Source organism: Bacillus sp. 22446 (genome assembly GCF_052044955.1).
GTDB lineage: Bacteria > Bacillota > Bacilli > Bacillales > Bacillaceae > Bacillus > Bacillus altitudinis.
This window is the reverse complement of sequence record NZ_JBQEOD010000016.1, coordinates 15,695-38,511: the sequence shown is the minus strand read 5'-3', so window position 1 is coordinate 38,511 and position 22,817 is coordinate 15,695. Positions and strand designations below refer to the sequence as shown.

Below are 22,817 nucleotides of genomic sequence, written 5' to 3'. Positions count from 1 at the left end.
CGGAATTGGCAGACGCGCTAGACTTAGGATCTAGTGTCTTTATGACGTGGGGGTTCAAGTCCCTTCACCCGCATTGTTTTTTCAAACAGTGCACTTATGAATATATGAGCACATCATACACGCGGTCGTGGCGGAATGGCAGACGCGCTAGGTTGAGGGCCTAGTGGGTGAATAACCCGTGGAGGTTCAAGTCCTCTCGGCCGCATCTAAGAAACCAAAGGTTATAGACCTTTGGTTTTTTATGTTTTCGAAGTGATAGAACCATTATCTATGGCATTACGATAATATCAAGTTCTGTGAAACGAAGAATATTGCTCAAATTGTGATAAAATGTTGAAGGTTAGGAAAGGAGGAAAATACATGTCAATTTACCATAAAGTCATTGGAGAGGGATTTCCGATCGTGATATTGCATGGTTGGACACTTGACCATCAAGTGATGTTACATGCATTGGAACCGGTATTTGAAAAACAAAGCGGTTGGAAAAGAATATACATAGACTTACCGGGGATGGGACGTTCCAAGCCGCATCCATCTATTCAGAACTCAGATGATATGTTAGAAGCGGTATTGCGTCTTTTGGACGAGATGATCCCTGATGAACAGTTCATTGTTTGTGGTTATTCGTATGGAGGGTACATAGCTAGAGGTATTGTTCATTCACGCCGGGAAACCGTTCGTGGATTACTGCTTGTGGCTCCAATGACTATACCTGTATTCGATAAAAGAGTCGTACCAGAGAAGACCGTTCTAAAAAGTGACAGTCACTTAATTTCACAACTGTCTTCAGAAGAGGCGGATGAATTTTGCTCCATGGCGGTTGTGCAAGGAAAAACGGAATGGGAGAGGTTTCGCGATGAAATTTACCTTCCTTCTAAACAAACAAATCATGAATTCATCAATAACATCCTTCAAAATGGGTATGGCTATACCTTCGACATTTCAGCTGAATTTCAATATCCCACGCTCATGATCACAGGGCGTCAAGACGATGTAGTCGGATATCAAGATGCGTGGCGGCTGATCGAAGACTATCCAAGGGCCACTTTTGCAGTGCTTGATATGGCTGGTCACAACCTGCAGATTGAACAACCCGATGTGTTTCATTCATTAGTCCATAACTGGTTAAACAGACTTGAGTCGGAAAATGTGAAGAAATAGATTAGATCTTGTGCAAAATTTGTGCAAATCGGAGTCAGGGGTGAATAACCCATGGAGGTTTAAGTCCTCTCGATCACCTCTAAAAAATACCGAGGGTAGTGTACCTTTGGTATTTTTTTATGTGCTCTTTTATTAGAAAGAGATCACAAGATACATCGATTGTATGCAGGGTGGAAACGTGCCCAGTCGATTTTAATATCAGTTTCTCTTTGAACAAACGACTCCACTTCAAATTAACTTAGCTGTGAAATCTTAATGACTATCCTCTAGAGAATAGTTGTTAGTCATGATGGGATGGTTTTCTAATCACCTTTTATATTGTTAAATAAAGGTGATAATGAGATAATTTGATAAAAATAAATTAAGTCGCATAAGATCAACCAAAGGAGTTATAACATGATAAAAAGGTTTTCTCTAGTTTTACTTACTCTCATGATGTCTATAGTTGTTTTGCTAGTGGCAGCCAAAAATTCCCCTGGGGATCATGTCATTTCATTTGATCAGCCTCACATCTTAATAATATCAATTGGAATAATGTTATGTTTATTCATTCCTCCGTTAGTGATGTCCTTTTTCAGTCACTTGATTGTGAGAACTATATCTAGTGTATATCAATGTTTTATTGTTCTATCTTTTCTTGGGCTCATTCCGATAGGATTTCTTATTCCAGATTTTTTAACAATTGTTGTTTCTGTTGCAGGAACTTTAGCCAGCGTAGCTAGTCTTATAGTTACTTTAAGAATTGATAGGAATAGAGATGCTAACCTTAACTAAAATAAAAATGACATCAATTTTCTAAGAGTAAAGTAATGTTTCTTATTCTTTACTTTTAAATAAAACTGACAGATGTCTGAAAAAAAGGTTTGCGTTATGAACTTATTTATTCCTTTCATGATTGAACGCCCAAAAATATCTTAAAGTCAGAGAAGAACAAAATTGAATATGATCGTTGATTTTACTCTTTTAAATCCTAAATTGCAATTATTTCCGATTCATGTTACAATAAGAATAATTATTTTTGTTCGGCGTAAAGGATAGCATGAAGAAAGACTTTTCGTCTTGAGGATACTTTGGGCAAGGATAGTATAATACATTGTGTGGTAACGCACTAGGAGGCAACAAACATGGAACAAGGTACAGTAAAATGGTTTAACGCAGAAAAAGGTTTTGGATTTATCGAACGTGAAGAAGGAGACGATGTATTCGTACATTTCTCAGCTATCCAAGGTGACGGATTCAAATCTTTAGACGAAGGTCAAAAAGTAACTTTTGACGTAGAGCAAGGTTCTCGTGGAGCTCAAGCTGCTAACGTTCAAAAAACTGCTTAATCTTCATTTTTTAAAACAGGTTCTCTGTAGAGAGCCTGTTTTTTTGTGTTTTCATTTATTTCTGCAATAAAAAACCCTACTCAGCGTACAAGTAGGGAGATGTTACAAGGTAATCGTAAAAAAATTCATGCTTCAAAGGTTTATCAACAGTATAGCATATTGGATTTACAATATGCGGAATTTGCCTAAATAAATTCTTTTTTCTTTACTGGTCGAAGATAGAGGGATTTGTTCGTAGAGAAAATGTATTCAAAAAATGGGGAAGCAGGTAGACAATATTAGCAGAAACTCTTGATTTGTTTTTCAGTGATTCCTTTGATGACTTCTAGCTCACTAATCAAATAACCATAAGCATCGTCGAGCATTTTCTTTTCGCTTGCATTCAGTTTTTTTTCTTTCTTCATTCGCATGAGATCACGTACCACTTCAGCGCCTTCTAGTATGTCGCCCGTTTTGATTTTGTCGGTGTTGATTTTATATCTCTCTTTCCATGGTAGTAACTTATCTGATGTTCCATTTTGAAAAGTGTGCATAATGTTCTTTAAGGCAAGTATATCTGTAACAGGTCTTATTCTTGACCTTGACATCTTCCTTGTAGGAATCATCACTTTCATATGGCTAACGGCCATCTTAATGACATAATACTGCTGTTTTTCATCAGAGAATTCTTTTTCTTCTATGGCTTCAATTATACCTGCTCCGTGCATTGGATAAACAATGTTATCACCAATTTGAAACATATCATCCGCCTCCATATCATGTATCTACTTTAAGGGTACCACACTTAGAGGTAAAATAATCAAATTTTTAATAATAACATGTTTATTTATTTTTTGTCAATAAATTTTGTTCTGAAAAAGAGAGATTTTTTCATGTGAATTTCGGATGGTTTTTGATCATATCCTCAAGAATCCTTGCTACAAGAAAAACAGAATATCCACCATTAAAAAAAGACCAGCCATTGAGCTGGTCTTTCCAAATAGAATTCGATCATAATGTCGAAATATCAATCACAAACCGATAACGCACATCACTATTGAGCACACGTTCATATGCTTCATCGACTTGTTTTGCGTTGATCACTTCAATCTGTGGTGCGATATTGTGAGCAGCTGCGAAATCGAGCATTTCTTGTGTTTCTTGGATGCCGCCAACGAGTGAGCCGGCGATGCTGCGACGTCCCGTAATTAATGAAAACACATGGAAGTTGTCTGGCTTTGGTGGTGCACCGACGTTCACTAATGTTCCGTCAACACGAAGTAAGGACAAATAGGCATCCACGTTGATATTGGCAGAGACGGTATTGAGAATGAGATCATATTGACCGGCTAGTGTCTGAAACGTATCAGGGTCACTTGTAGCAAAATAGTCTTTTGCACCAAATGACAGGGCCTCTTCTTTTTTATTCAAAGAGCGGCTTAATACAGTCACTTCTGCGCCAAGTGCGCGTGCAAATTGAATGGCGACATGACCTAGACCGCCCATTCCGACAATCGCCACTTTTTTGCCAGGTCCAGCCTTCCAGTGTTTTAACGGGGAATACGTTGTGATGCCGGCACAGAGAAGAGGGCTGGCGACATCGAGGGAAAGCTGGTCAGGAATATTGACAACAAATCGTTCTGTCACAACAATTTTCTGACTGTAGCCGCCGTAAGTTGGTTCTCCATCATAATCCAGGTTATTATAAGTTTGAACGACTCCTTTCTTGCAATATTGTTCATCTCCATTTTGGCAATATTCACATGTACCGCAAGAATCGACAAAACAACCGACGCCTACACGATCACCAATGTTGAATTTCGTGACAGCATCCCCAACAGCTGAAACAACTCCAGTAATCTCATGACCCGGAACCATTGGGAAAATACCGCCGCCCCATTCATCAAAGGCACTGTGGATATCTGAATGACAGATCCCGCTAAACTGAATATCAATTAAAATATCATGTGGACGAAGTGCTCTTCGTTCAATGGTTGTCCGTTCAAAGTTTGCTTTTGCATGGGAAACACTTAAAACGTTTGATTGGTGCGTCTGACACATTCTTGATCATCCTTTCAAAAGTAAGATTCGGTCCTTCCTCTATACTGTACGTCTTAAAGTGAACTTTAAGTCAACATAGAATCCTCTGATCGCCTCAATTCAGGCTTTAGCATCAGCCTTGAATCAAGATTTGAGCCAAAAGTATCTTGTCTTCTCGATAAAAATGGAGATGATGGGAAAAGGGAGATCGTCAAGTAAGAGAAAGAAGAGAAGGGTGAAAACAATGAAAATAGCACAAGCCGCCAAGCAACTCGATTTATCTACTGCTACGCTCAGGTATTATGAGAATATAGGTTTAATTAGACCGATCAGGCGTGATGAAAATGGTGTTCGTGATTATACAGCAGAAGATATTCAGTGGATAGAATTTATTAAATGTATGAGAAATGCGGGTCTGTCAATTGATGCTCTTAGAGAATATACGGCTTTATTTATCGAGGGAGAGGATCGTACATTGTCCTCAAGGAAGAGTATTTTGGTCAATGAGAGAGAAAGACTTGTAGACAAACAAAAGGAAATCGAAGAAACGATTAAACGGTTAGATTACAAGATCGAAAGTTATGAAGATATTATCCACAGTTATGAACAAAAACTAGTTCATCAATTAAAAACGAGCTCTATTTAAATGAAGAAAAACCTGTGACTTGTCACAGGTTTTGTGATGTGGTTATCTTTTTGTGTAACGCACCCAATTGTAATGAGCGTAAAGTGGAGTAACACCGTTGTAGGAGCCGAGCCATTCATCGACACCTGCACCATTCCATAAGTTCATCATAATCTTTCCCGGTGTTTGAGGGATTTGAGTAGTAGCCGTATGTTTTAATTGACCGTCCACATACCATTTAATCGAGTTAGGCTGCCAGTCGAACGCATATGTGTGATAAGAGTTTGCTGCATCAAAACCAAGGTTGACGATTTTTTCATGATTTCCGACACCATTGGTATAATAGTTAAACTGAACCTTTGTCGTATCTTTTCCTAGAAATTCGATGTCGATTTCATCCCAAGGCGTACCATCAGTCGGTCCCGTATAAGTAAAGAACGAAGACACGATCCCAACATTTTTGGCTGGTTTCATGTTTACTTCATATAGCCCATAGCCGTACGTTTGAACGGAGCGGTTTTCTCCGCAGTCAAACTTATTATAGGAGGGACTTGTGAGCGATAATCGCATTTCCCCTAACGACGTCATGGAGACATTGTTTGCGCGCCACGTACAGTTAAACATATTTCCGTTCGAGTACCCATCGGCTTTTTGCCATAACCCGGTATTATAGTTGTTGAACGGTTCATAAAACGACCCGCCCGTTTGTGCCGAGGCACTTGCAGCAAATGTGGACAAACTTAAGAATAATCCAGTGACAAGCAGCATCAACATTCGTTTTACACGGTAAGACATGTAGGCATTCCCCTCTCTTTTTGAAAGCGTTTTCTTTTTGATCATACATGATTCTCTCAAAATGGAAAATCGGTCTAAATAATGATAAACAGTGTGTTTTTTTAATAGAATGAAAAGAAAATTGATAGGTAAAAAATAATGATTGACAAAGCGGACAGTTGTCCGTAAGATAATACCGGTACAATTGTCCTAATGAAAATGAAAGAAATTTGATTTACACATAGAGATATATGCAAGGTGGATGAAGGTAAAGAAGGTGAAGCATCATGGAAAAGGATATTGGAAAGGAAATTGAAGAGGTCGCTTTTTCTTTGTTTCAAGAGTTTGGTGTAGAGAATGTCAGTATGCATAAAATTGCTAAAACAGCTGGTGTTGGACAGGGTACTCTTTACCGCCGATATGCCAATAAAAGTGATTTATGCCTTTCGATCCTTGGAGAAAAATTTGAACAACTGATCCCTGCGTTGCATCTTTACTTAAGTAAAATCAGTGATCAGCCGGTTCGTGAGCGTTTACGATATGTTCTTGAAGAAATTCATCTCATCGTCGGTCATCATTTAGATTGGATTCGCATGCTCACAATCTCTGGGAACTTAGAGCAGACAAGTAAAGTATATGATTGTCATTACAGTCAATCACTTAAACAAATCATTCGTGATTTGCTCGAGGAAGCGAAAGTAAAAGGAGAAGCGAACATACAAGACATTGAGTTGACGACATTATGTATCTCCTCTCCAATGACGCCTGAACTCATGTTTTATATTCATGAATCCGGCTACTCAATCGAAAAAATTGCACAATTCGCTGCGGAAAAACAAATTTTATCTGTTTTTCAACGACAATGAAGTGGCTCATTTCTGACTAGCCTGACTTCCTAAGATTGCTCAATATTGAAAAAGAAAAGGAGCCAACTTAATATGAACAAACAGCAAACAGAAGCTTCCGACATTCGAACGCTGCCCATTATTATTTCATTTATCACAGCTGGATTTATTGGACTGTTTAGTGAAACGGCACTCAACATGGCGCTGAGAAGTTTAACATTAGACTTTGGTATTGAAGCAACGACTGCTCAGTGGCTTACAACCGGCTATTTATTAACACTAGGGATTCTTGTTCCAATTTCTGGCCTCATTCTTCAATGGTTTACAACAAGACAGCTTTTCATAACCTCACTGGTCTTTTCGATCATCGGTACATTTATTGCGGCCGTTGCACCAGTCTTCAGTATTTTAATGGTGGCACGTGTGGTGCAGGCAGTAGGAACAGCCTTGCTCCTTCCATTGATGTTTAACACGATTTTGGTCATCATTCCGCCTCATAAAAGAGGTAGATCAATGGGGATTATCGGTCTTGTCATTATGTTTGCCCCAGCAGTTGGTCCAACGGTCTCTGGTCTTATTCTTAAATCGTTAACATGGCATTGGATTTTTTGGATTTCGCTTCCGTTATTAGTTGCTGCACTCGTATTTGGGTATATTTTTATGCAAAATATTACGGAACCCACAAGACCGAAAATCGACATTTTATCGATTGTGCTATCAACCATCGGTTTCGGTGGAATTGTGTATGGTTTTAGCAGTGCCGGTGAAGGCGGTGGCTGGAGCAGTATGCATGTGATTGTGGCGATTGTTGTAGGTGTCATTGGCATTCTTGTGTTCGCCCTAAGACAGTTAAACATGAAAGAACCGATGTTGAATTTAAGCCCATTTAAATATCCAATGTTTGTGATCGGGTTACTTCTGATTTTAGTGTGTATGATGGTGATGCTGTCTGCTATGATGATTTTGCCATTATATCTGCAAACGTCCTTGGCACTTTCTACATTTACAGCAGGTTTAATGCTATTACCAGGTGGAATTATCAATGGACTGCTATCGCCAATCATGGGTGGGCTTTTTGATAAATTTGGGCCGAAGTGGCTTGTCATCCCAGGCCTTGTCATCGTTGCAGCGACCATGTTTGGCTTCACGAACTTAAGTGTGAATACGTCCATCGGTTATATCGTGACGCTTCATATTACGTTAATGATAGGAATTGCGATGATCATGATGCCTGCCCAAACAAATGGATTGAATCAGCTGCCGCCAGAGCTATATCCGCACGGTACAGCGATTATGAATACATTGCAGCAAGTGTCAGGAGCGATTGGGACTGCGGTTGGTATCTCGATCCTTTCATCAGGAGCGCGCAGTTTTATGGAAAATGTGGCTGATCCCGCAAATCCAGTCAATCAGCTGCTCGCCTTTACAAATGGCGTCCAGCATGCCTTTATCTTTGCTGTCATTATGACAGTGATTGGTTTGGTGATTGCTTTCTTTATTAAACGAGTGAAAGTAGAACAACAAGTATCATAATATATGAAAAGCACTGAGGACTTAGCGCCGCAGTGCTTTTTTTATTTACTCATAGGGGTGAATGTTTGTTTCAAAGGAGCTGAAAATGGGGAGATAGATAAAAAGTAACGACTCTCTGACGACATTGAAGGAAAAGGCGAAATTCGTAACGAATGGATAGAGATAAAAGAATAAGATAGGAGATGAGATCATGAACTTAGACGAACAAATCAAAATGGCTGAGTCATTACGTCAACCAGCTGAAGATTCATTAGCTGGTCAATCAGAACTTAAGCCAGTCCACCCTCCTGAAGTGAACAAAATGGAATATGATATCCCAACGGGTGCTGGTGAAACAAAGGTGTGGGTATTTAAACCTGTGAAAACATTGAAACAACCCCTACCTGTTTTCGTCAATTTGCATGGGGGCGGTTTTATACTTGGAAGTGCTGAAATGGATAATCATTGGTGTCCGGTCATAGCAGATCGTGCGGAGTGTATCGTCGTCAATGTGGAATATCAGCTGGCACCGGAACACCCTTTTCCGGCCGCTCTTCATGAATGCTACGATGTGATGAAATGGTTATATGAACATCCTGATGAACTACAAATAGACCCAAATCGATTAGCCATTGGCGGTCATAGTGCAGGTGGGAACTTGGCAACAGCGGTTTGTTTGCTTGATATCCAAAAAGGGAACAAACTTCCGATTGTCTATCAAGTGCTTGACTATCCACCGCTTGATTTGGCTACTGATCCAGCACAAAAGCCAGCGTTTGAAGAAGCAATTCCAGTTGAAATGGCGAGACTGTTTAATGCCTTCTACCTGCAAGGTCAAGATCCGCACAATCCGCTCGTTTCTCCAGTCTTTGCAGAGAGAGAAGTCTTAGCACAAATGCCCCCAGCTCTTGTTATCACAGCTGAGAAGGATTCACTAGCTGAAGAAGCTGAGCATTATGCGGACAAGTTAAAAGAAGCAGGGGTAGATGTCACATACAAACAATTTAAAGGAGTCCCTCATGCGTTCACTCATGCCGGAGATTTAGAGATAGCTGAAGAGGCTTGGCATCTGATGAGCGATCAGCTTAAGAAGGCGTTTGAATAAGAAATATTCGGATATAAGTAAAAAGCACAGACCTTTTTTTCTGTGTTTTTTTTGTGTTCTTGCTGACGTCCTGAAAAGAAGTGTAGATACAACAATCACAACTGTCGATATAATAGAAAGATAGAAGACAACTAAAAAAGGAGCTAATAGAATGAAAAAAGAGACACTACAGGCATTTTGTCTTTCTTTACAAGGAGCAACCCACGACTATCAACCTGAGTGGCAGGCAGATCGTTATCATATAGGTGGAAAGATGTTCGCCATGATGGGGGGAGACGTCGATCGCAAGCCAGTCATCACTTTAAAATGTGATCCGCAACGCGCTGAAGAATTAAGAGAAATGCATGAAGGAATTATTCCCGGCTATTACATGAATAAGACGCATTGGAATTCTATTTATCTTGATGCAGATATTCCATCTTCATTTGTCGAAGAGCTAATTGAACATTCCTATCAACTGGTTTTTCACAAATTAACAAAAAAAGCTCAGCAGGCTATCCTCCAACATAATTCAAAAGAAACCGATTAAATGCTAAACGTTCAGTTGTTCATGTCTCTTTGAATCTCTTCAAAATTGACTAGAGTCACATGCTCTCGCTATACTTTAAACAGCTAGAAGATACGAATAGGGGGATATACAATGGGCTATACAGTCATTACAGGGGCAAGTTCAGGTATTGGATATGAAACGGCTTTGGCCTTTGCAGCAAGAGGAAAAAATCTGATCTTAGCTGCACGCCGGCTTGATAAACTCCAAGAACTGAAAGAAAAGATTCTAGAAACATATCCCGATATTCAAGTGAAAGTCCAATCTGTTGATTTAACAGACAGAGAGCAAGTGTATTCTTTCTATGAGTCATTAGCTGGTGACGAGCTGGATACGTTCATTAATAATGCCGGGTTTGGCCATTTTGGTTCAATAGGAGAGCAGGATGTGAGAAAAATTGGGGACATGCTTCATCTCAATATTGAAGCGTTAACAATTTTATCCACTCTGTTTGTCCGTGATTATGAGCAAAAAGAGGGGACGCAGCTAATCAATATCTCTTCAAGAGCGGGTTATACCGTCGTCGGCAATGCTGTCACTTATTCAGCCACGAAATTTTATGTGAGCGCCTTTACAGAAGGGCTGGCCCTAGAATTGAAAGAAAAAGGAGCCAAATTACAGGCAAAAGTATTAGCGCCTGCTGCGACAGAATCGGAATTTGCAAAGCGTTCATTAGATGTCGATCAATTCGAATATGAAGGCACTATCAAGAAATATCACACATCAAAAGAAATGGCAGCGTGCTTGCTTGAGCTTTACGACAGTTCAAAAACAGTTGGTATCGTTGATGGGAAGACATTTGATTTTGAATTGAAGGACCCCATTTTTTCACACGCTGGCACAAGCATGAAATAAAAAGTTCCAATCACTGAGGATAGATTCTATTAGTGATCATTAGGTCACCGAGCCGAAAGAGGTCTTGGATAATGTGGAGCGCTGTCAACACATACTAGAATAGATAAAAACACCTACACATTAGGTGTTTTTTTTATGCATTCTTTGATGAATGAAAGAATCGCAGGTCCAGTAGATGAGACTGCTGACAATTATGATCGGAAGGGATGTTGAGCTCTCAATTCCATCCATAACAAAAAGCATGACAATCATTGCTATCAGTAAGTAAGCCGCTAAATAAAGAGGATGAAAAGCCTTGGGCTGTAAGGAAAACAACAACTGTAAAGGTACCGCAAAGATGAAATAATAAACAAAAAAGATGGGAGTGTAAAGCATCATAAACGCAGGCTCGCCCTGAATCGGTGGATATAAACATACGAACAAGCTGAGTAAAATGGAACTGAAGAATAGTGTAAGTAGGATTTTGTAAAATGGTTGAACGGAACGCACTGTATGTACTCCTTTTTGTAAGATTTCCTATATTTTATCATAAATGGGTCGAGAACAACTTCTGAAGTCAATTTAGGTATTATGGTATAAAAAAATTTTGATAATAGTGCCCTTTTTCCTTTATTTGGTTCTGTGACTTTCACCTCATGCTGATGAATGAAGGAATGGTATAAAGTAAACCCTATAGACAGATAATTATTCATCACATTTAAGAAAAGAGATGATCTTATGAACGTAACAAAATGGTTTGGTGCTGCCCTTCTTTCTGTTTCACTATTGGTGACCGCAGCTTGTGCGAACGATAGCACTCAAGAAAATAATCAAAGTAATCAAGAAAGCACTACCAGTGAAACAAAAGAAAAAAACACGGCTGTTGAGACAGGGAATAAATCTTTATCCAATATTAAGGTGCTGGCAACAGGCGGAACGATTGCCGGTAGTTCAGACAGCAATACAGATACGACTGGATATAAATCTGGTGCACTTGGAATCGATAAAGTCATTGCTTCCGTACCACAGCTGAAGGATATTGCAAATGTCACGGGTGAGCAAGTAGCGAACGTCGGCAGTGAAAATGTGGATAACGCTCTGCTTTTAAAATTAGCGAAACGAGTCAATCAGCTTTTAAATGATGATCAAGTGGATGGCATTGTGGTGACACATGGTACAGATACATTAGAAGAAACGGCCTATTTTTTACATTTGGTTGTAAAAAGTGATAAGCCAGTGGTGGTTGTGGGTTCCATGAGGCCGGCATCTGCCATTAGTGCGGATGGCCCGCTTAACCTGTATCATGCAGTGAAAATTGCTTCGACAAAAGAAGCCAAAGGCAAAGGTGTAATGGTGACATTAAATGACCGAATTGCCTCTGCTCGTTTTATTACGAAGACAAATACCACCACAACCGATTCGTTCAAGTCTCTTGAGCAAGGGTACATTGGAGAAGTGGCGGGTGAAGTTGTCTCTTTTTATAACGAACCGACAAGAAAACATACAGCTGACAGTGAATTCGATATTTCAAAGCTAAAAGAACTGCCGCAAGTGGATATCTTATACGGCTATCAAAATGATCAAAAGTATGTGTATGATGCTGCGGTTAAAGCAGGAGCGAAAGGCATTGTCGTTGCCGCGGCAGGAAATGGAACGATGTCAACAGAAGCGATCAATGGGGCAACAGATGCAGTGAAGAAAGACGTGGTGATCGTAAGGTCAAGCCGTGCAGGAAATGGCATTGTCACACATGAAAAAATGGATGATGAACATCATTTTGTCTCATCGGATTCATTAAATCCACAAAAAGCACGCATTTTACTCATGCTGGCTCTGACGAAAACAAAAGATCCAGATAAAATTCAATCCTATTACGAGCAGTATTAAAAAGAAGAAGACCCGACGAATCATTGGGTCTTTTTTATATGTGGTACCTGATGTTCAGCCCGTTTTTTTAAAGAGAGTAAAATGTCTCTCCAAACATCATCTATATCAGTCAGAAAATGTCCTGCTTGCTCGATATAGTGCGTTTTGGCGTTTGGAATGTTCGGAGCAATGCTTTCTATCTCTGCAAAAGGGGCCATCTGATCCTCTTTTCCATGCCAGACATCCACAGGGATTTGTATTTCTTTCATATCGAATGCCCATGACCGTGAGAGTAAATCTGGTTCATGAATACATTCATCAACTGATTGACGAGTAGCTTCGTATAAATGCCGCATCATCAGCTCCAGTTGCTCATCGGTTTGAAGAAATTGCCGATCCGATGGATGTAAATGTTTGTTCCCTTTTTTCGTTAGTTTCTTAAATTTCTCTGGTTTCTTTTCAATTAGTTTTTTCTGAGCGCGATAACTTGCCTTTAAGAGCCAAGGCATTCTTTTACTGAGGAAAAAGGCAATCTTGTTCTCCTTTAGCATACTTTTAGGCGGTTTACCATCCTGAAATGGGGTGGTACTTGAGACGAGAGCAGCTGAAAGAATGCGGTCTGGCAATTGATAGGCACAACCAGCAGCGAATGCTCCGCCTCCAGAGACACCAATCACTGAAAAATGGGAGATGTCAAGATGATCTGCCACTTCCTGTACGTCTTTTGCCCAGTCTAAAATGGTGCGGTCAGGTTGCGGATCAGATAAACCAAAACCAGGTCTGTCTAAAGAAATGAGACGAATGCCAAGCTCTTTTGAGATTGGATCATCATCTAAAAACATCACTCTCGAACCAGGTGTCCCATGAAAAAAGAATACTGGGAATCCTTCAAGATCACCGTATTGAGACAAACCAATATGACGTCCATCTTGCAAATGAATCCTGTCCATATGATCATCCCCTTCATCGTTTATCTAGCTTACATATTCATGCATGAAAGGCCGGGTTAAGGCGTTTCTTTCGCAATTTGATAGATTTTTTCGTAAAGCGATAATAATGTTTTTAGATCTTCTTTTGAAAGCTTGGCATAGTATTTTTGAATAAGATGTAGCTGAATTTTTTCAATATCTTTATGATAGTCATGGCCCTTTTGAGCAAAATCAACAATGATTTCTCTACGGTTATGTGGATTAATCTCTCTTTTCACATATCCAAGCTGTTCAAGCTTTGATATAAGCTGGCTAGCGGCACTAGATGAAATGGAGAAATAATCAGCTAGTTCATTGATTGTTCTCGTCTTCGACCGCAGCAATTCAAGTGTCAGTTCTTGTTTGCTTGTTAAATCTGCATACTCATTTTTTAAGAATCGTTGATACTCTTCTACATAGATAGAGCCTAGTGCGTTTGAGTACTCAATGATTTTTTTACTGTAATGAATGATATCCTCATCCAATGACATCACCTCTTTTCTCCTATATTATATGCGATCTTAATATTTAAGTGAAGTTAAATGTTAAGAAAAATTAAATAAAAGAGGGATAGATGTGATGAGAAAATGACCTCTACCTCCACTTTCTCATCAACAATGGACAAAGAATACTTCCTGTTATCCCTAAGCATTCATAAAACATAGTTGGTTTGATTTTGAACATGTAGTAGGCTAAGGTGGCAATGAATAGATCATAAAAGAAAAACAAGTATACGTCCTTTTTGGTGATGGCATAAATGATCGTTTTGTTTTCACTTAGATTCACTCCTTTGGAAGTCAATGACTTTTTCATTGTATTATGGGCGATCTCCATTTATAATAAAAAAATAAACCAACTGGTCGGTTTTATTTGTCCATGTGAAGAAAAGCAAGGTAGAAGGGATTGTTCATAGATGACAAGTACACAAAGCGGGGCTGGAAAAAGTGAAAAGACGAAGCAGAAAATTGTCACCGCTTCACGTGATTTATTTGCGAAAAAAGGATATTCTGAAACATCCGTACGAGATATTCTAGAGGCGGCTGAGATTAGTAAAGGCAACCTCTATCATCATTTTAAAGGAAAAGAGTTTTTGTTCCTTCATATTATGGAAGAGGATCATCGATTCATGATGGAGACGTGGCATGAAGAGAAACAAATGCTGCACCGGGCCATTGATAAGCTCGCAGGATTTGCAGAGCTGCTTAGTCAAATGGGGATTAACTATCCTCTAATGAGAGCGAGTGAAGAATTTTGCGCCAGTGCATTTACATCAGATGAAGTCATGGAGCGTCTGAACAAGATTGATGTAGACTTTGATGATGTGATGAGAGACATCCTGCTTGAAGGAAACGAAGATGGTAGCTGGTCGATTCAGCATGTTGAATCAAAAGTGAAAATATTACTTTCTGTATTCTATGGATTAGACGTGTTATATAAAAATGACACGATGCAGCAGAAAAAGGAATTACAAAAAGAGGCGATCTCATTGTTTATTCACGGAATCAACCATCATGAGTAACAAGTGAGTCAGTAAAGGGGAAACAAACATCATGCAAAAACCGATTCGTGAGCAAAAAGCGGTACTTGTTATTTTATTAAGTAATATATTTATTGCGTTTTTAGGCATCGGTCTGATCATACCTGTCATGCCGCTCTTTATGAATGTCATGCACTTAACGGGCAGTACGATGGGATATCTTGTGGCGGCGTTTGCTGTTGCACAGCTTATCGCATCACCTATTGCGGGAAGATGGGTAGACCGATACGGAAGAAAGATCATGATTGTGTCTGGGCTGTTTCTATTCGCGTTATCAGAACTCGTTTTTGGCCTTGGGACACATGTGTATGTTCTGTATTTTGCAAGGCTTCTAGGCGGTATTAGTGCGGCATTTATCATGCCGGCTGTCACTGCCTATGTCGCTGATATCACAACCGTTCAAGAAAGATCAAAGGCAATGGGGTATGTATCCGCTGCTATTAGTACCGGATTTATCATCGGCCCGGGAATTGGCGGATTTATTGCAGAATATGGTGTTCGCCTGCCGTTTTTCTTTGCAGCAGGGATTGCATTTATTGCTGTGATTTCGTCTATGTTTATGCTGAAGGAACCATTAACAAAAGAAGAGCGAGAGAAACAAATGGATCAAGTGAAAGAATCGACCTTCTTTAAAGACTTGAAAAAATCGATTCATCCAAGTTATCTCATCGCCTTCATCATTGTCTTTGTGCTGGCGTTTGGACTATCTGCATATGAAACGGTCTTTAGCTTGTTTACAAATCACAAGTTTGGATTTGGCCCGAAGGATATTGCGATTATCATTACCGTCAGTTCAATTGTAGCCGTCATCATCCAAGTCCTCGTGTTTGGTAAAATGGTGAATGCGCTTGGGGAGAAACGAGTTATTCAACTATGCTTGATTGTTGGAGCAGTTCTCGCTTTTGTTTCTACAGTCGTGTCAGGCTTTATGGTTGTGCTGATCGTGACGTGTGTGATTTTCCTTGCGTTCGATTTATTGCGCCCTGCACTCACGACCTTCTTATCAAAAATCGCTGGCAATCAGCAAGGATTTGTCGCAGGGATGAACTCTACCTACACAAGTCTTGGTACGATTTTTGGCCCGGCACTTGGCGGTATTTTATTCGATCAAAATATTCATTTCCCATTCCTGTTTGCAGGTGTTGTCTTATTTCTTGGATTAGGCTTAACCCTTATTTGGAAGGGGAAGGCGACGGTTGAATCTGATTAGATGAGGGGCTCTAACTAGGGCTCTTTTTTTTGTTCCTTTTGGATAGATGATTGAAAAATAATCACAAGGTCCCTGTTGATAAGGTGTTATACATGTTAATCTAATACATGTTTTACCAAAATGCAGGAGGAGGATGTTCAATGCAAATTAAAGAGATTTTTTATATTCGGTGTATCTCGTGTTTGAGTGTTGTGTTCATTCATGCAATAGCCATTTTATCTAGCCCCCATTCATCATCTATTCTTGTAGCACTACTCATGTTCAGTACCCCGAGTTTTATTTTCATTTCTGAGTTTTTATTGGCTCATGCTTATCCGAATGGTACCCCTAAAGGATTTATGTGGAAGAGGGTGAAAGCCATCTTTTTCCCATTTGCTTTTATTGGGATTGTCGATGGTTTCTTGCATTCGGCATCGTTAAATGGAGGGGCAGTTGACTTTTTTAAAAGAGCTTCAGCAAATGTCTTATTAGGGAATTATATTGGTTATTTTGTTCTGATTATTTTTCAATTTTACTTTTTGCACATGTTTTTCCACAAAATGGCTAAGCGTACCTCAGCCAAATGGGTATTGCCGATCTCCTTTATCATCACAGTTGGTTATTTAAGTGTCATGAACCTCGTCAAAATCCCACAACCTCAATTACCTAATCCAATGTTCGGCTTAGAATGGATTCCATTTCCAGGGTGGTTGTTCTATTTTTGTTTAGCCTATTATTGTGGAGCGAATTATCAGCAGTTTATCACAAGACTTCATCGTTTTAAGTATGCCGTGTATGGACTTGTTTTGATTTCAGCAGCGACCCTTCTAAGTAATTCATATGTAGGTTTTTTCGAGTCTTCTTCTAAGAGACCAGACGTTGTTCTTTATACAGTCAGTATTGTCTTCTTATGTTTTCTCTTGTTTTCTAAAGTGAAAAGCGTTCCACCTTTCGTAGCTGTCATTAGTCAATATTCATTCACCATCTATTTGCTTCACGGGTATTTTCTAGGTATCTCTGTGTTACTATGGGGACAATTAAAAGATTATCCATTCTTTGTAGGGACAATCATCATATCAGCACTTGCAATTGCAGGACCTATCCTATTGTCACGGATAGCAAATCATTATAGATATGGCTATATGTTTGTCGGTAAAATCAACAGAACGAGGCGAAAAACAGTCGCTTCATAAACGTTTTAAAGGGGATCTTAAGAAGATGCCCTTTTTTTGTTGCCTAAAAGTACAATGCTTCTTGCCCGAAAGTACAATTTCAATCGACCATCTCATTGCTTAGAATAAAAAGATGAAGTTCACGAAGTTGAAGAAAAAGGAGTAAGTGAATGGCAAAATTTTTATATCATTTAGGAAAAAGTGCTTTTTCTAAGCCGAAACGGATGATTATCGGTTGGTTACTTGTTTTAGTAGCTGTTGTGGCGGCAACAATAGGGACAGGTGTTTCATTTAATGGCGATATGTCGATTCCAGGAACAAAGTCAGAAAAGGCAATGGATCTCTTGGAGAAAAAGTTCCCAGCAGGTGATGATGGCGGGACGATTCGTCTGATCTTTAAAGCACCTAAGGGTGAAACATTAGAAACAAAAAAAGTAAGAAACAAATTGAACGAAACGATCAAAGAAGTCAAAAAGGATAAAGCAGTCAAGCAAGTGACGGATTTATATCAGACATTTGCTATTAGTAAGGATAAGAAAATAGGGTATGCGGATATTACATACCGGGTAAAGGCGGATGAGGTAAAAACATCCTCAAAAGAGAAAGTATTAGATAGTATTAAGATTTCAAGAAAAGCTGGCATCCAAACAGAATTAGGCGGCTCCGTCACATTCTCAGAAATTGAGGTAGGCGGGATTTCGGAAGTCATAGGTATTGTCATGGCCTTCTTTATTTTAGCCTTTACCTTCGCTTCACTATTGATTGCAGGACTACCGATCTTGACGGCTGTCATTGGGTTAATAATCGGCGTGATGGTCATATTAATTACCTCAAATTTTGTTGAGATGTCTGCATTTAGTCTTACATTAGCTGTGATGATTGGACTTGCAGTAGGAATTGATTATGCATTATTTATCATTTCTCGTTATCGACAGTTATTAGCAGAGGGTTACGAATTGAAAGAAGCAGCTGCTAGAGCTGTTGCTACAGCAGGCAGCGCTGTATTGTTTGCAGGTGTTACCGTCGTAATTGCACTATGCGGACTTGTATTAGTCGGTATACCATTTTTAGGCGTTATGGGTCTTGTAGCTGCATTCATGGTACTATCAGTTATGCTTGTGTCTCTCACAATTGTTCCTGCCATACTAGGGATTCTTGGTGATAAAGTAAGCCCTTCAAGAAAGAATAAATGGTTCTCTAAATTACAATCTCAACAAAAAGAAGAAGCCACAGCTTGGGGAAGGTTTATCAAGAAGTATCCAGGTAAGATCATCCTAGGTGTCATTGTATTGACTGGTCTACTCAGTTGGCCAGCACTTCATATGGAGTTGGGTCTTCCTGATAACGGCATGAAGGGGAAGGAAACAACTGAACGTAAGGGCTATGACCTGTTAGCAGAAGGGTTTGGTAAAGGGTTTAATGGGCCACTGGTTGTTATCATTGATGCCTCCCATGCAAATAACGCAATGAAATCTATTGAGAAAACAACAAAAGTATTAGAGAAGATGGATGGCATCAAACAAATGGCACCGCCTGTTCCTAATCCATCGGGTAAGTACGCCATGCTGACCATCTTACCGAAAAGTGGTCCAGAAGATAAGGCGACAAAGCAATTAGTCAAAGATATACGAAATGAATCTAGTCAGACTGCTGCAAAGTATGATACGAAATTACTTGTTACTGGTTCTACGGCAGTTAATATAGATATTTCAGATAGACTCAGTGAAGCGTTACCGAAATTTGCAGGAGTCATTATTGGATTTGCTTTGATTTTGATGATTCTTGTGTTTAGATCCTTCCTTGTTCCATTAAAAGCGGTTTTAGGATTCCTTATGACATTGACCGCTACACTAGGTTTTTCTGTCTTTGTTTTACAGGATGGACACCTTGCGCCATTGTTTGGAATACCAGCAAATGGCCCATTGTTAAACTTTATGCCTGTACTAGTAACAGGAATATTATTTGGTCTTGCAATGGATTATGAGGTCTTTTTAGTCAGTCGAATGAGAGAAGATTTCCTTCTATCAGGTGATGCGAAAAAGTCCGTTGTATCAGGTTTGAAGCACAGTGGAAGAGTAGTGACTGCCGCAGGCTTAATCATGATCTTCGTCTTTGCTAGTTTTATCTTTGCAGATGACTTGATTATCAAAACAATGGGGTTAACGTTGGCATTCGGTGTTCTGTTTGATGCATTTGTCATAAGAATGACTTTTATCCCAGCTTGTATGATGCTGATCGGACGAGCTGCTTGGTACTTACCCAAATGGTTTGAAAGATGGCTTCCACGTATAGACATTGAAGGTGAGTCTATTTCTCAGAAGGATGAGAAAGAAGAGAAGGTGATTTAGTCACTGATAGTCTTACATGGTATGATTGATGATACCGCCATTACCTCGATAAAGGGTGGGCGGTATTTTTTGAGTGAATATGAGGCTCGGATGGTGATATTTATGGCGAAACGACGGGTAGACCCTTTTAATGAAATGATCTATTCGCGAATTCCAACATTATTATGGGTGATTCTTGTTTATATTGCAGCAATGATATTTCAGTTTATAACCACCCCATTAGCACTTTCTGGCCTGTTTTTTTCTGCACTTATTGCCATACATCTGATTCTGCATTGGTGGTCATTTTACTGGTTTCGGCAGAATCCATGGGTATATTTTCTGATTCAAGGAATAGTGATTCTACTTTGTGTTTCAGTCATGCAGGCGGCTTCCCCTGTGATCTTAATTGGTCTGTTACCGGTACTAATAGCGCAAAGTATTGGGGTATATTATCATACATTGAAGGTGATTTTGACAGGGCTTAGTTTTTATGTTCTTTTTTTTCTTGCCCTTATTTTGGTCAATGATACAGATGATTTGACCGTATACATTCCTATTTTGTTTTTGATTCTGATTGTAGTCATCGCATACTCCATTTTATTTTTTAGACAAGTCAAAGCTAGAATTCGTACACAAACATTTTTAAAGGAACTTGAATTGGCACATCAACAAGTGGAAGAGCTGACACTTGCTAATGAGCGTCAAAGAATGGCGAGAGATTTACATGATACCCTTGCACAAGGGCTGGCAGGTATTATTATGCAGCTAGAAGCGGTCCATGCCCATTTAGAGAATCAGAATGTTGAGCGTGCTCAAAGCATTATTAAAGGTTCAATGAGCCATGCGCGGACGACATTAGGTGAGGCGAGATTGGTCATTGACGACCTTCGAACATACAGCCAGGATCAATATGACTTAGCTGATTCTGTGAAAGATGAAGTGAATCGGTTTATGACGGCGACGAATATTCCAGTTCATACAAAAGTGGCTGTCTCTTATCAAGTGTCCCCTTTCCTCATCGAACATACTGTATACATTGTCAGTGAATGTTTGACGAATATTGCCAAGCATGCCAAAGCAAGTAAGGTCGAATTGATGATGAAGCAACAAGATGATCACATCTCCTTGCAAATCACAGACAATGGAGTGGGTTTTGATGAGAAAAAACAAGAATCCACTTCCGGGCATTACGGTCTAATTGGTATGTCAGAACGTGCCCGACTGCTTGATGCACAGCTACACTTGAAAAGCGAAAAAAATGAAGGTACACAAGTGACGGTAACCATACCTTTGAAAAAGGAGTAAAAACAATGTCTTATCAAATTGTGATTGTCGATGATCATTTTGTTGTTAGAGAAGGATTAAAATTAATTCTTGAGACAGATCAACGATTTGATGTTGTTGGTGAAGCAGAAGATGGAGCAAAGGGTTTAGATATCTTGAAAGAGAAGGCTCCAGACCTTGTATTACTTGACCTCAACATGCCTAACATGAGTGGGCTTGAGATGTTAAAAGAGATGCAGTCTCTTCAATTAAAAGTACCGGTCCTGATTCTCACTACCTATAACGAAGAGAAATTAATGATTGAAGGGCTGCAACTTGGAGCAAAGGGCTATCTTTTAAAGGATGCCAGCAGAGAAAATTTATTTTATACAATTGAAGCAGCTATCAGAGGGGATATTCTTCTTCAAGCAAACGTCGCTGCTAAAGTATTTGAATCAACAGAGCATCAAGTGACTCCGACCCATTTGAAAAAAGAAATAAACATGCTGACTGAAAAAGAGATGCTTGTCTTGCAAGCAGTGGCTAGAGGATATCGAAGTAAGGAAATTGCATTTGATATGGGGATTTCCGAGAGAACTGTCAAAGCTCATTTAACAAATATTTATCAAAAGCTGGAGGTCACTTCAAGAGCGGAAGCAATTAAAGCAGCAGTGGAATTAGGGGTGATTCATTTTTAGAGAGAATGAGTTAGCAGCAGAATAATAGACAAGAGACCTTTCAAATAAGGTCTCTTTTTTTTAAGGCTGCGGCTTCAGGTGATTCAGTGCCTGCGCCAGTTTTTGATTTTGTTGCTTTTTGTAAAATAGAAAGGCGATGATATGGCCTACTAATGTGAGAAAGGCTATACCGATAAAATAAGGCATGATCCATTCGAGCAGTGTAGTCGAATATAAAGCGACGGCTCCTACTTGAAACCCTAAATTGACGACAGTGGAGATGAGAATGTTGGTGGGTGCTGGAAAGGTAAAGTAGTTCCATAGTAAAGGATACATGACCCCAAAGACGATGCCTGCCAGAGTACCGATGCCAATGATGTGCCACACGTAATGAAAAGGGATAGAGGATGACCATTGAGTGATTGACAGGATGAGTGTCAGCCATACGATAGAGACAAAAGCTGTTTGCATAAATTGATGTTTTAGTTCCTTGATCATTTGAATCGCTCCTTTATATATTTGGCGTAATGACGACTGACGGTGTAGCTGTTTTTCGAGATGGTTTCGACCTCTAAGCGAGCGTACGTACCAGCGACAAAGCTGTCGACTTGCGCTAAATTGAGAATGACTGCATTGTTGATACGATAGAAATGTTCACGCTCTAACGACTTCAGATCCTTCAGCCGTTTACTGAGAAAATACGTCGTACCCTGAGTCGTGATCACCTTTGACAGATGTCCAAGCGCAGAGATCGCTTCAATTTGTTCTAATGGTAAAAGAGACTGCCGATCATTTTTTGGATCTTTGACCGTTAGAGGTGTACTAGTCTCCATCATTGATGCCATCTTTTGTAAACGTTCTTGATTATGTGGATGGCTGATGACGTCTACTTCCGTCACATCCTTTTCTTGATTCCAGATCAAACGAAATTTCATTCATAAACCTCCTCTCACAATGAGCATAGCAATAGATGAAAGCGAATGCGATTGAATGTTGCTTTGATGCAGAAGAATTCTTTTTGTTGCAAAGATTCACCGCGTGTCTGCGGCTTTCCTTTATAATGAA

23 protein-coding genes and 1 tRNA gene are annotated in these 22,817 nt (G+C 39.6%); 17 read left to right on the top strand and 7 right to left on the bottom strand.

Features of this window, described 5'->3' with window-relative positions:
• The first annotated feature begins 121 nt into the window (after positions 1-121).
• From ACTJJD_RS19175 to ACTJJD_RS19160, 4 genes are all read left to right on the top strand, one after another.
• A tRNA-Leu gene (locus tag ACTJJD_RS19175) sits at positions 122-205 on the top strand.
• A 155-nt stretch (positions 206-360) separates the two neighbouring features.
• Positions 361-1,161, top strand: coding sequence for an alpha/beta fold hydrolase (locus tag ACTJJD_RS19170; RefSeq protein ID WP_440608751.1), 801 nt, complete (start codon positions 361-363; stop codon positions 1,159-1,161).
• Between the two features lie 396 nt (positions 1,162-1,557).
• Positions 1,558-1,935: a hypothetical protein gene (locus ACTJJD_RS19165; protein ID WP_039169855.1), complete on the top strand. Its 378-nt coding sequence runs from the start codon at positions 1,558-1,560 to the stop codon at positions 1,933-1,935.
• Positions 1,936-2,285: 350 nt separating this feature from the next.
• On the top strand, positions 2,286-2,489 hold the full coding sequence (locus ACTJJD_RS19160) for a cold-shock protein (RefSeq protein WP_003214229.1): 204 nt from the start codon (positions 2,286-2,288) through the stop codon (positions 2,487-2,489).
• A gap of 278 nt (positions 2,490-2,767) precedes the next feature.
• Here the strand turns inward: ACTJJD_RS19160 and ACTJJD_RS19155 are convergent, their stop codons facing one another.
• Positions 2,768-3,229, bottom strand: a complete 462-nt coding sequence (locus tag ACTJJD_RS19155; protein WP_047947007.1) for a CarD family transcriptional regulator — start codon at positions 3,227-3,229, stop codon at positions 2,768-2,770.
• A 250-nt stretch (positions 3,230-3,479) separates the two neighbouring features.
• The gene (locus ACTJJD_RS19150) at positions 3,480-4,529 is read right to left on the bottom strand and encodes an NAD(P)-dependent alcohol dehydrogenase (protein ID WP_281201680.1); all 1,050 of its coding nucleotides are present in this window, start codon (positions 4,527-4,529) and stop codon (positions 3,480-3,482) included.
• 223 nt (positions 4,530-4,752) lie between these two features.
• On the opposite strand from ACTJJD_RS19150, the gene ACTJJD_RS19145 reads away from it, so the two are divergent.
• Complete coding sequence (locus ACTJJD_RS19145; protein ID WP_440600443.1) at positions 4,753-5,154, top strand: MerR family transcriptional regulator; 402 nt, start codon at positions 4,753-4,755, stop codon at positions 5,152-5,154.
• Between the two features lie 42 nt (positions 5,155-5,196).
• Here ACTJJD_RS19145 and bglS read toward each other — a convergent pair whose 3' ends face one another.
• Positions 5,197-5,928 (bottom strand): beta-glucanase, encoded by a 732-nt coding sequence (gene bglS / locus ACTJJD_RS19140; RefSeq protein WP_047947368.1) that lies wholly within the window; start codon positions 5,926-5,928, stop codon positions 5,197-5,199.
• 266 nt (positions 5,929-6,194) lie between these two features.
• Between bglS and ACTJJD_RS19135 the strand changes: the two genes are divergently transcribed.
• The 6 genes from ACTJJD_RS19135 (at position 6,195) to ACTJJD_RS19110 (ending at position 12,637) form a co-directional block, all read left to right on the top strand.
• The gene (locus ACTJJD_RS19135) at positions 6,195-6,773 is read left to right on the top strand and encodes a TetR/AcrR family transcriptional regulator (protein ID WP_284724861.1); all 579 of its coding nucleotides are present in this window, start codon (positions 6,195-6,197) and stop codon (positions 6,771-6,773) included.
• A gap of 72 nt (positions 6,774-6,845) precedes the next feature.
• Positions 6,846-8,285 carry a DHA2 family efflux MFS transporter permease subunit gene (locus ACTJJD_RS19130; RefSeq protein WP_440600442.1) on the top strand — a complete coding sequence of 480 codons (1,440 nt, stop codon included), beginning with the start codon at positions 6,846-6,848 and terminating at the stop codon, positions 8,283-8,285.
• 190 nt (positions 8,286-8,475) lie between these two features.
• Positions 8,476-9,369 carry an alpha/beta hydrolase gene (locus ACTJJD_RS19125; protein WP_019743361.1) on the top strand — a complete coding sequence of 298 codons (894 nt, stop codon included), beginning with the start codon at positions 8,476-8,478 and terminating at the stop codon, positions 9,367-9,369.
• A 151-nt stretch (positions 9,370-9,520) separates the two neighbouring features.
• Positions 9,521-9,898 carry an MmcQ/YjbR family DNA-binding protein gene (locus ACTJJD_RS19120; RefSeq protein WP_048001239.1) on the top strand — a complete coding sequence of 126 codons (378 nt, stop codon included), beginning with the start codon at positions 9,521-9,523 and terminating at the stop codon, positions 9,896-9,898.
• A gap of 111 nt (positions 9,899-10,009) precedes the next feature.
• Entirely contained in the window at positions 10,010-10,771 is a 762-nt protein-coding gene (locus ACTJJD_RS19115) for an SDR family NAD(P)-dependent oxidoreductase (protein ID WP_440608750.1), read from the top strand.
• A 717-nt stretch (positions 10,772-11,488) separates the two neighbouring features.
• Positions 11,489-12,637, top strand: coding sequence for a type II asparaginase (locus ACTJJD_RS19110; RefSeq protein ID WP_007496435.1), 1,149 nt, complete (start codon positions 11,489-11,491; stop codon positions 12,635-12,637).
• A gap of 20 nt (positions 12,638-12,657) precedes the next feature.
• Here the strand turns inward: ACTJJD_RS19110 and ACTJJD_RS19105 are convergent, their stop codons facing one another.
• Together ACTJJD_RS19105 and ACTJJD_RS19100 are read right to left on the bottom strand one after the other, a co-directional pair.
• Positions 12,658-13,566, bottom strand: a complete 909-nt coding sequence (locus ACTJJD_RS19105) for an alpha/beta fold hydrolase (protein ID WP_440608749.1) — start codon at positions 13,564-13,566, stop codon at positions 12,658-12,660.
• 56 nt (positions 13,567-13,622) lie between these two features.
• Positions 13,623-14,075 (bottom strand): MarR family winged helix-turn-helix transcriptional regulator, encoded by a 453-nt coding sequence (locus tag ACTJJD_RS19100; RefSeq protein ID WP_019743356.1) that lies wholly within the window; start codon positions 14,073-14,075, stop codon positions 13,623-13,625.
• A 422-nt stretch (positions 14,076-14,497) separates the two neighbouring features.
• On the opposite strand from ACTJJD_RS19100, the gene ACTJJD_RS19095 reads away from it, so the two are divergent.
• The 6 genes from ACTJJD_RS19095 to ACTJJD_RS19070 all read left to right on the top strand — a co-directional run bounded on the left by ACTJJD_RS19095 (position 14,498) and on the right by ACTJJD_RS19070 (position 21,773).
• Positions 14,498-15,103 carry a TetR/AcrR family transcriptional regulator gene (locus ACTJJD_RS19095; protein WP_019743354.1) on the top strand — a complete coding sequence of 202 codons (606 nt, stop codon included), beginning with the start codon at positions 14,498-14,500 and terminating at the stop codon, positions 15,101-15,103.
• Between the two features lie 31 nt (positions 15,104-15,134).
• The gene (locus ACTJJD_RS19090) at positions 15,135-16,331 is read left to right on the top strand and encodes an MFS transporter (RefSeq protein ID WP_073415861.1); all 1,197 of its coding nucleotides are present in this window, start codon (positions 15,135-15,137) and stop codon (positions 16,329-16,331) included.
• 140 nt (positions 16,332-16,471) lie between these two features.
• Entirely contained in the window at positions 16,472-17,503 is a 1,032-nt protein-coding gene (locus ACTJJD_RS19085) for an acyltransferase family protein (RefSeq protein ID WP_017358444.1), read from the top strand.
• 149 nt (positions 17,504-17,652) lie between these two features.
• The gene (locus tag ACTJJD_RS19080) at positions 17,653-19,830 is read left to right on the top strand and encodes an MMPL family transporter (protein WP_144668406.1); all 2,178 of its coding nucleotides are present in this window, start codon (positions 17,653-17,655) and stop codon (positions 19,828-19,830) included.
• Positions 19,831-19,932: 102 nt separating this feature from the next.
• The gene (locus ACTJJD_RS19075; protein WP_072368474.1) at positions 19,933-21,117 is read left to right on the top strand and encodes a sensor histidine kinase; all 1,185 of its coding nucleotides are present in this window, start codon (positions 19,933-19,935) and stop codon (positions 21,115-21,117) included.
• Between the two features lie 5 nt (positions 21,118-21,122).
• Positions 21,123-21,773 (top strand): response regulator, encoded by a 651-nt coding sequence (locus ACTJJD_RS19070; RefSeq protein ID WP_017358441.1) that lies wholly within the window; start codon positions 21,123-21,125, stop codon positions 21,771-21,773.
• A 60-nt stretch (positions 21,774-21,833) separates the two neighbouring features.
• Here ACTJJD_RS19070 and ACTJJD_RS19065 read toward each other — a convergent pair whose 3' ends face one another.
• The gene (locus ACTJJD_RS19065; protein ID WP_072368465.1) at positions 21,834-22,250 is read right to left on the bottom strand and encodes a hypothetical protein; all 417 of its coding nucleotides are present in this window, start codon (positions 22,248-22,250) and stop codon (positions 21,834-21,836) included.
• On the bottom strand, positions 22,247-22,687 hold the full coding sequence (locus ACTJJD_RS19060) for a LytTR family DNA-binding domain-containing protein (protein WP_440600441.1): 441 nt from the start codon (positions 22,685-22,687) through the stop codon (positions 22,247-22,249). The genes ACTJJD_RS19065 and ACTJJD_RS19060 overlap by 4 nt, the downstream gene beginning before the upstream one ends.
• Positions 22,688-22,817: the final 130 nt, after the last annotated feature.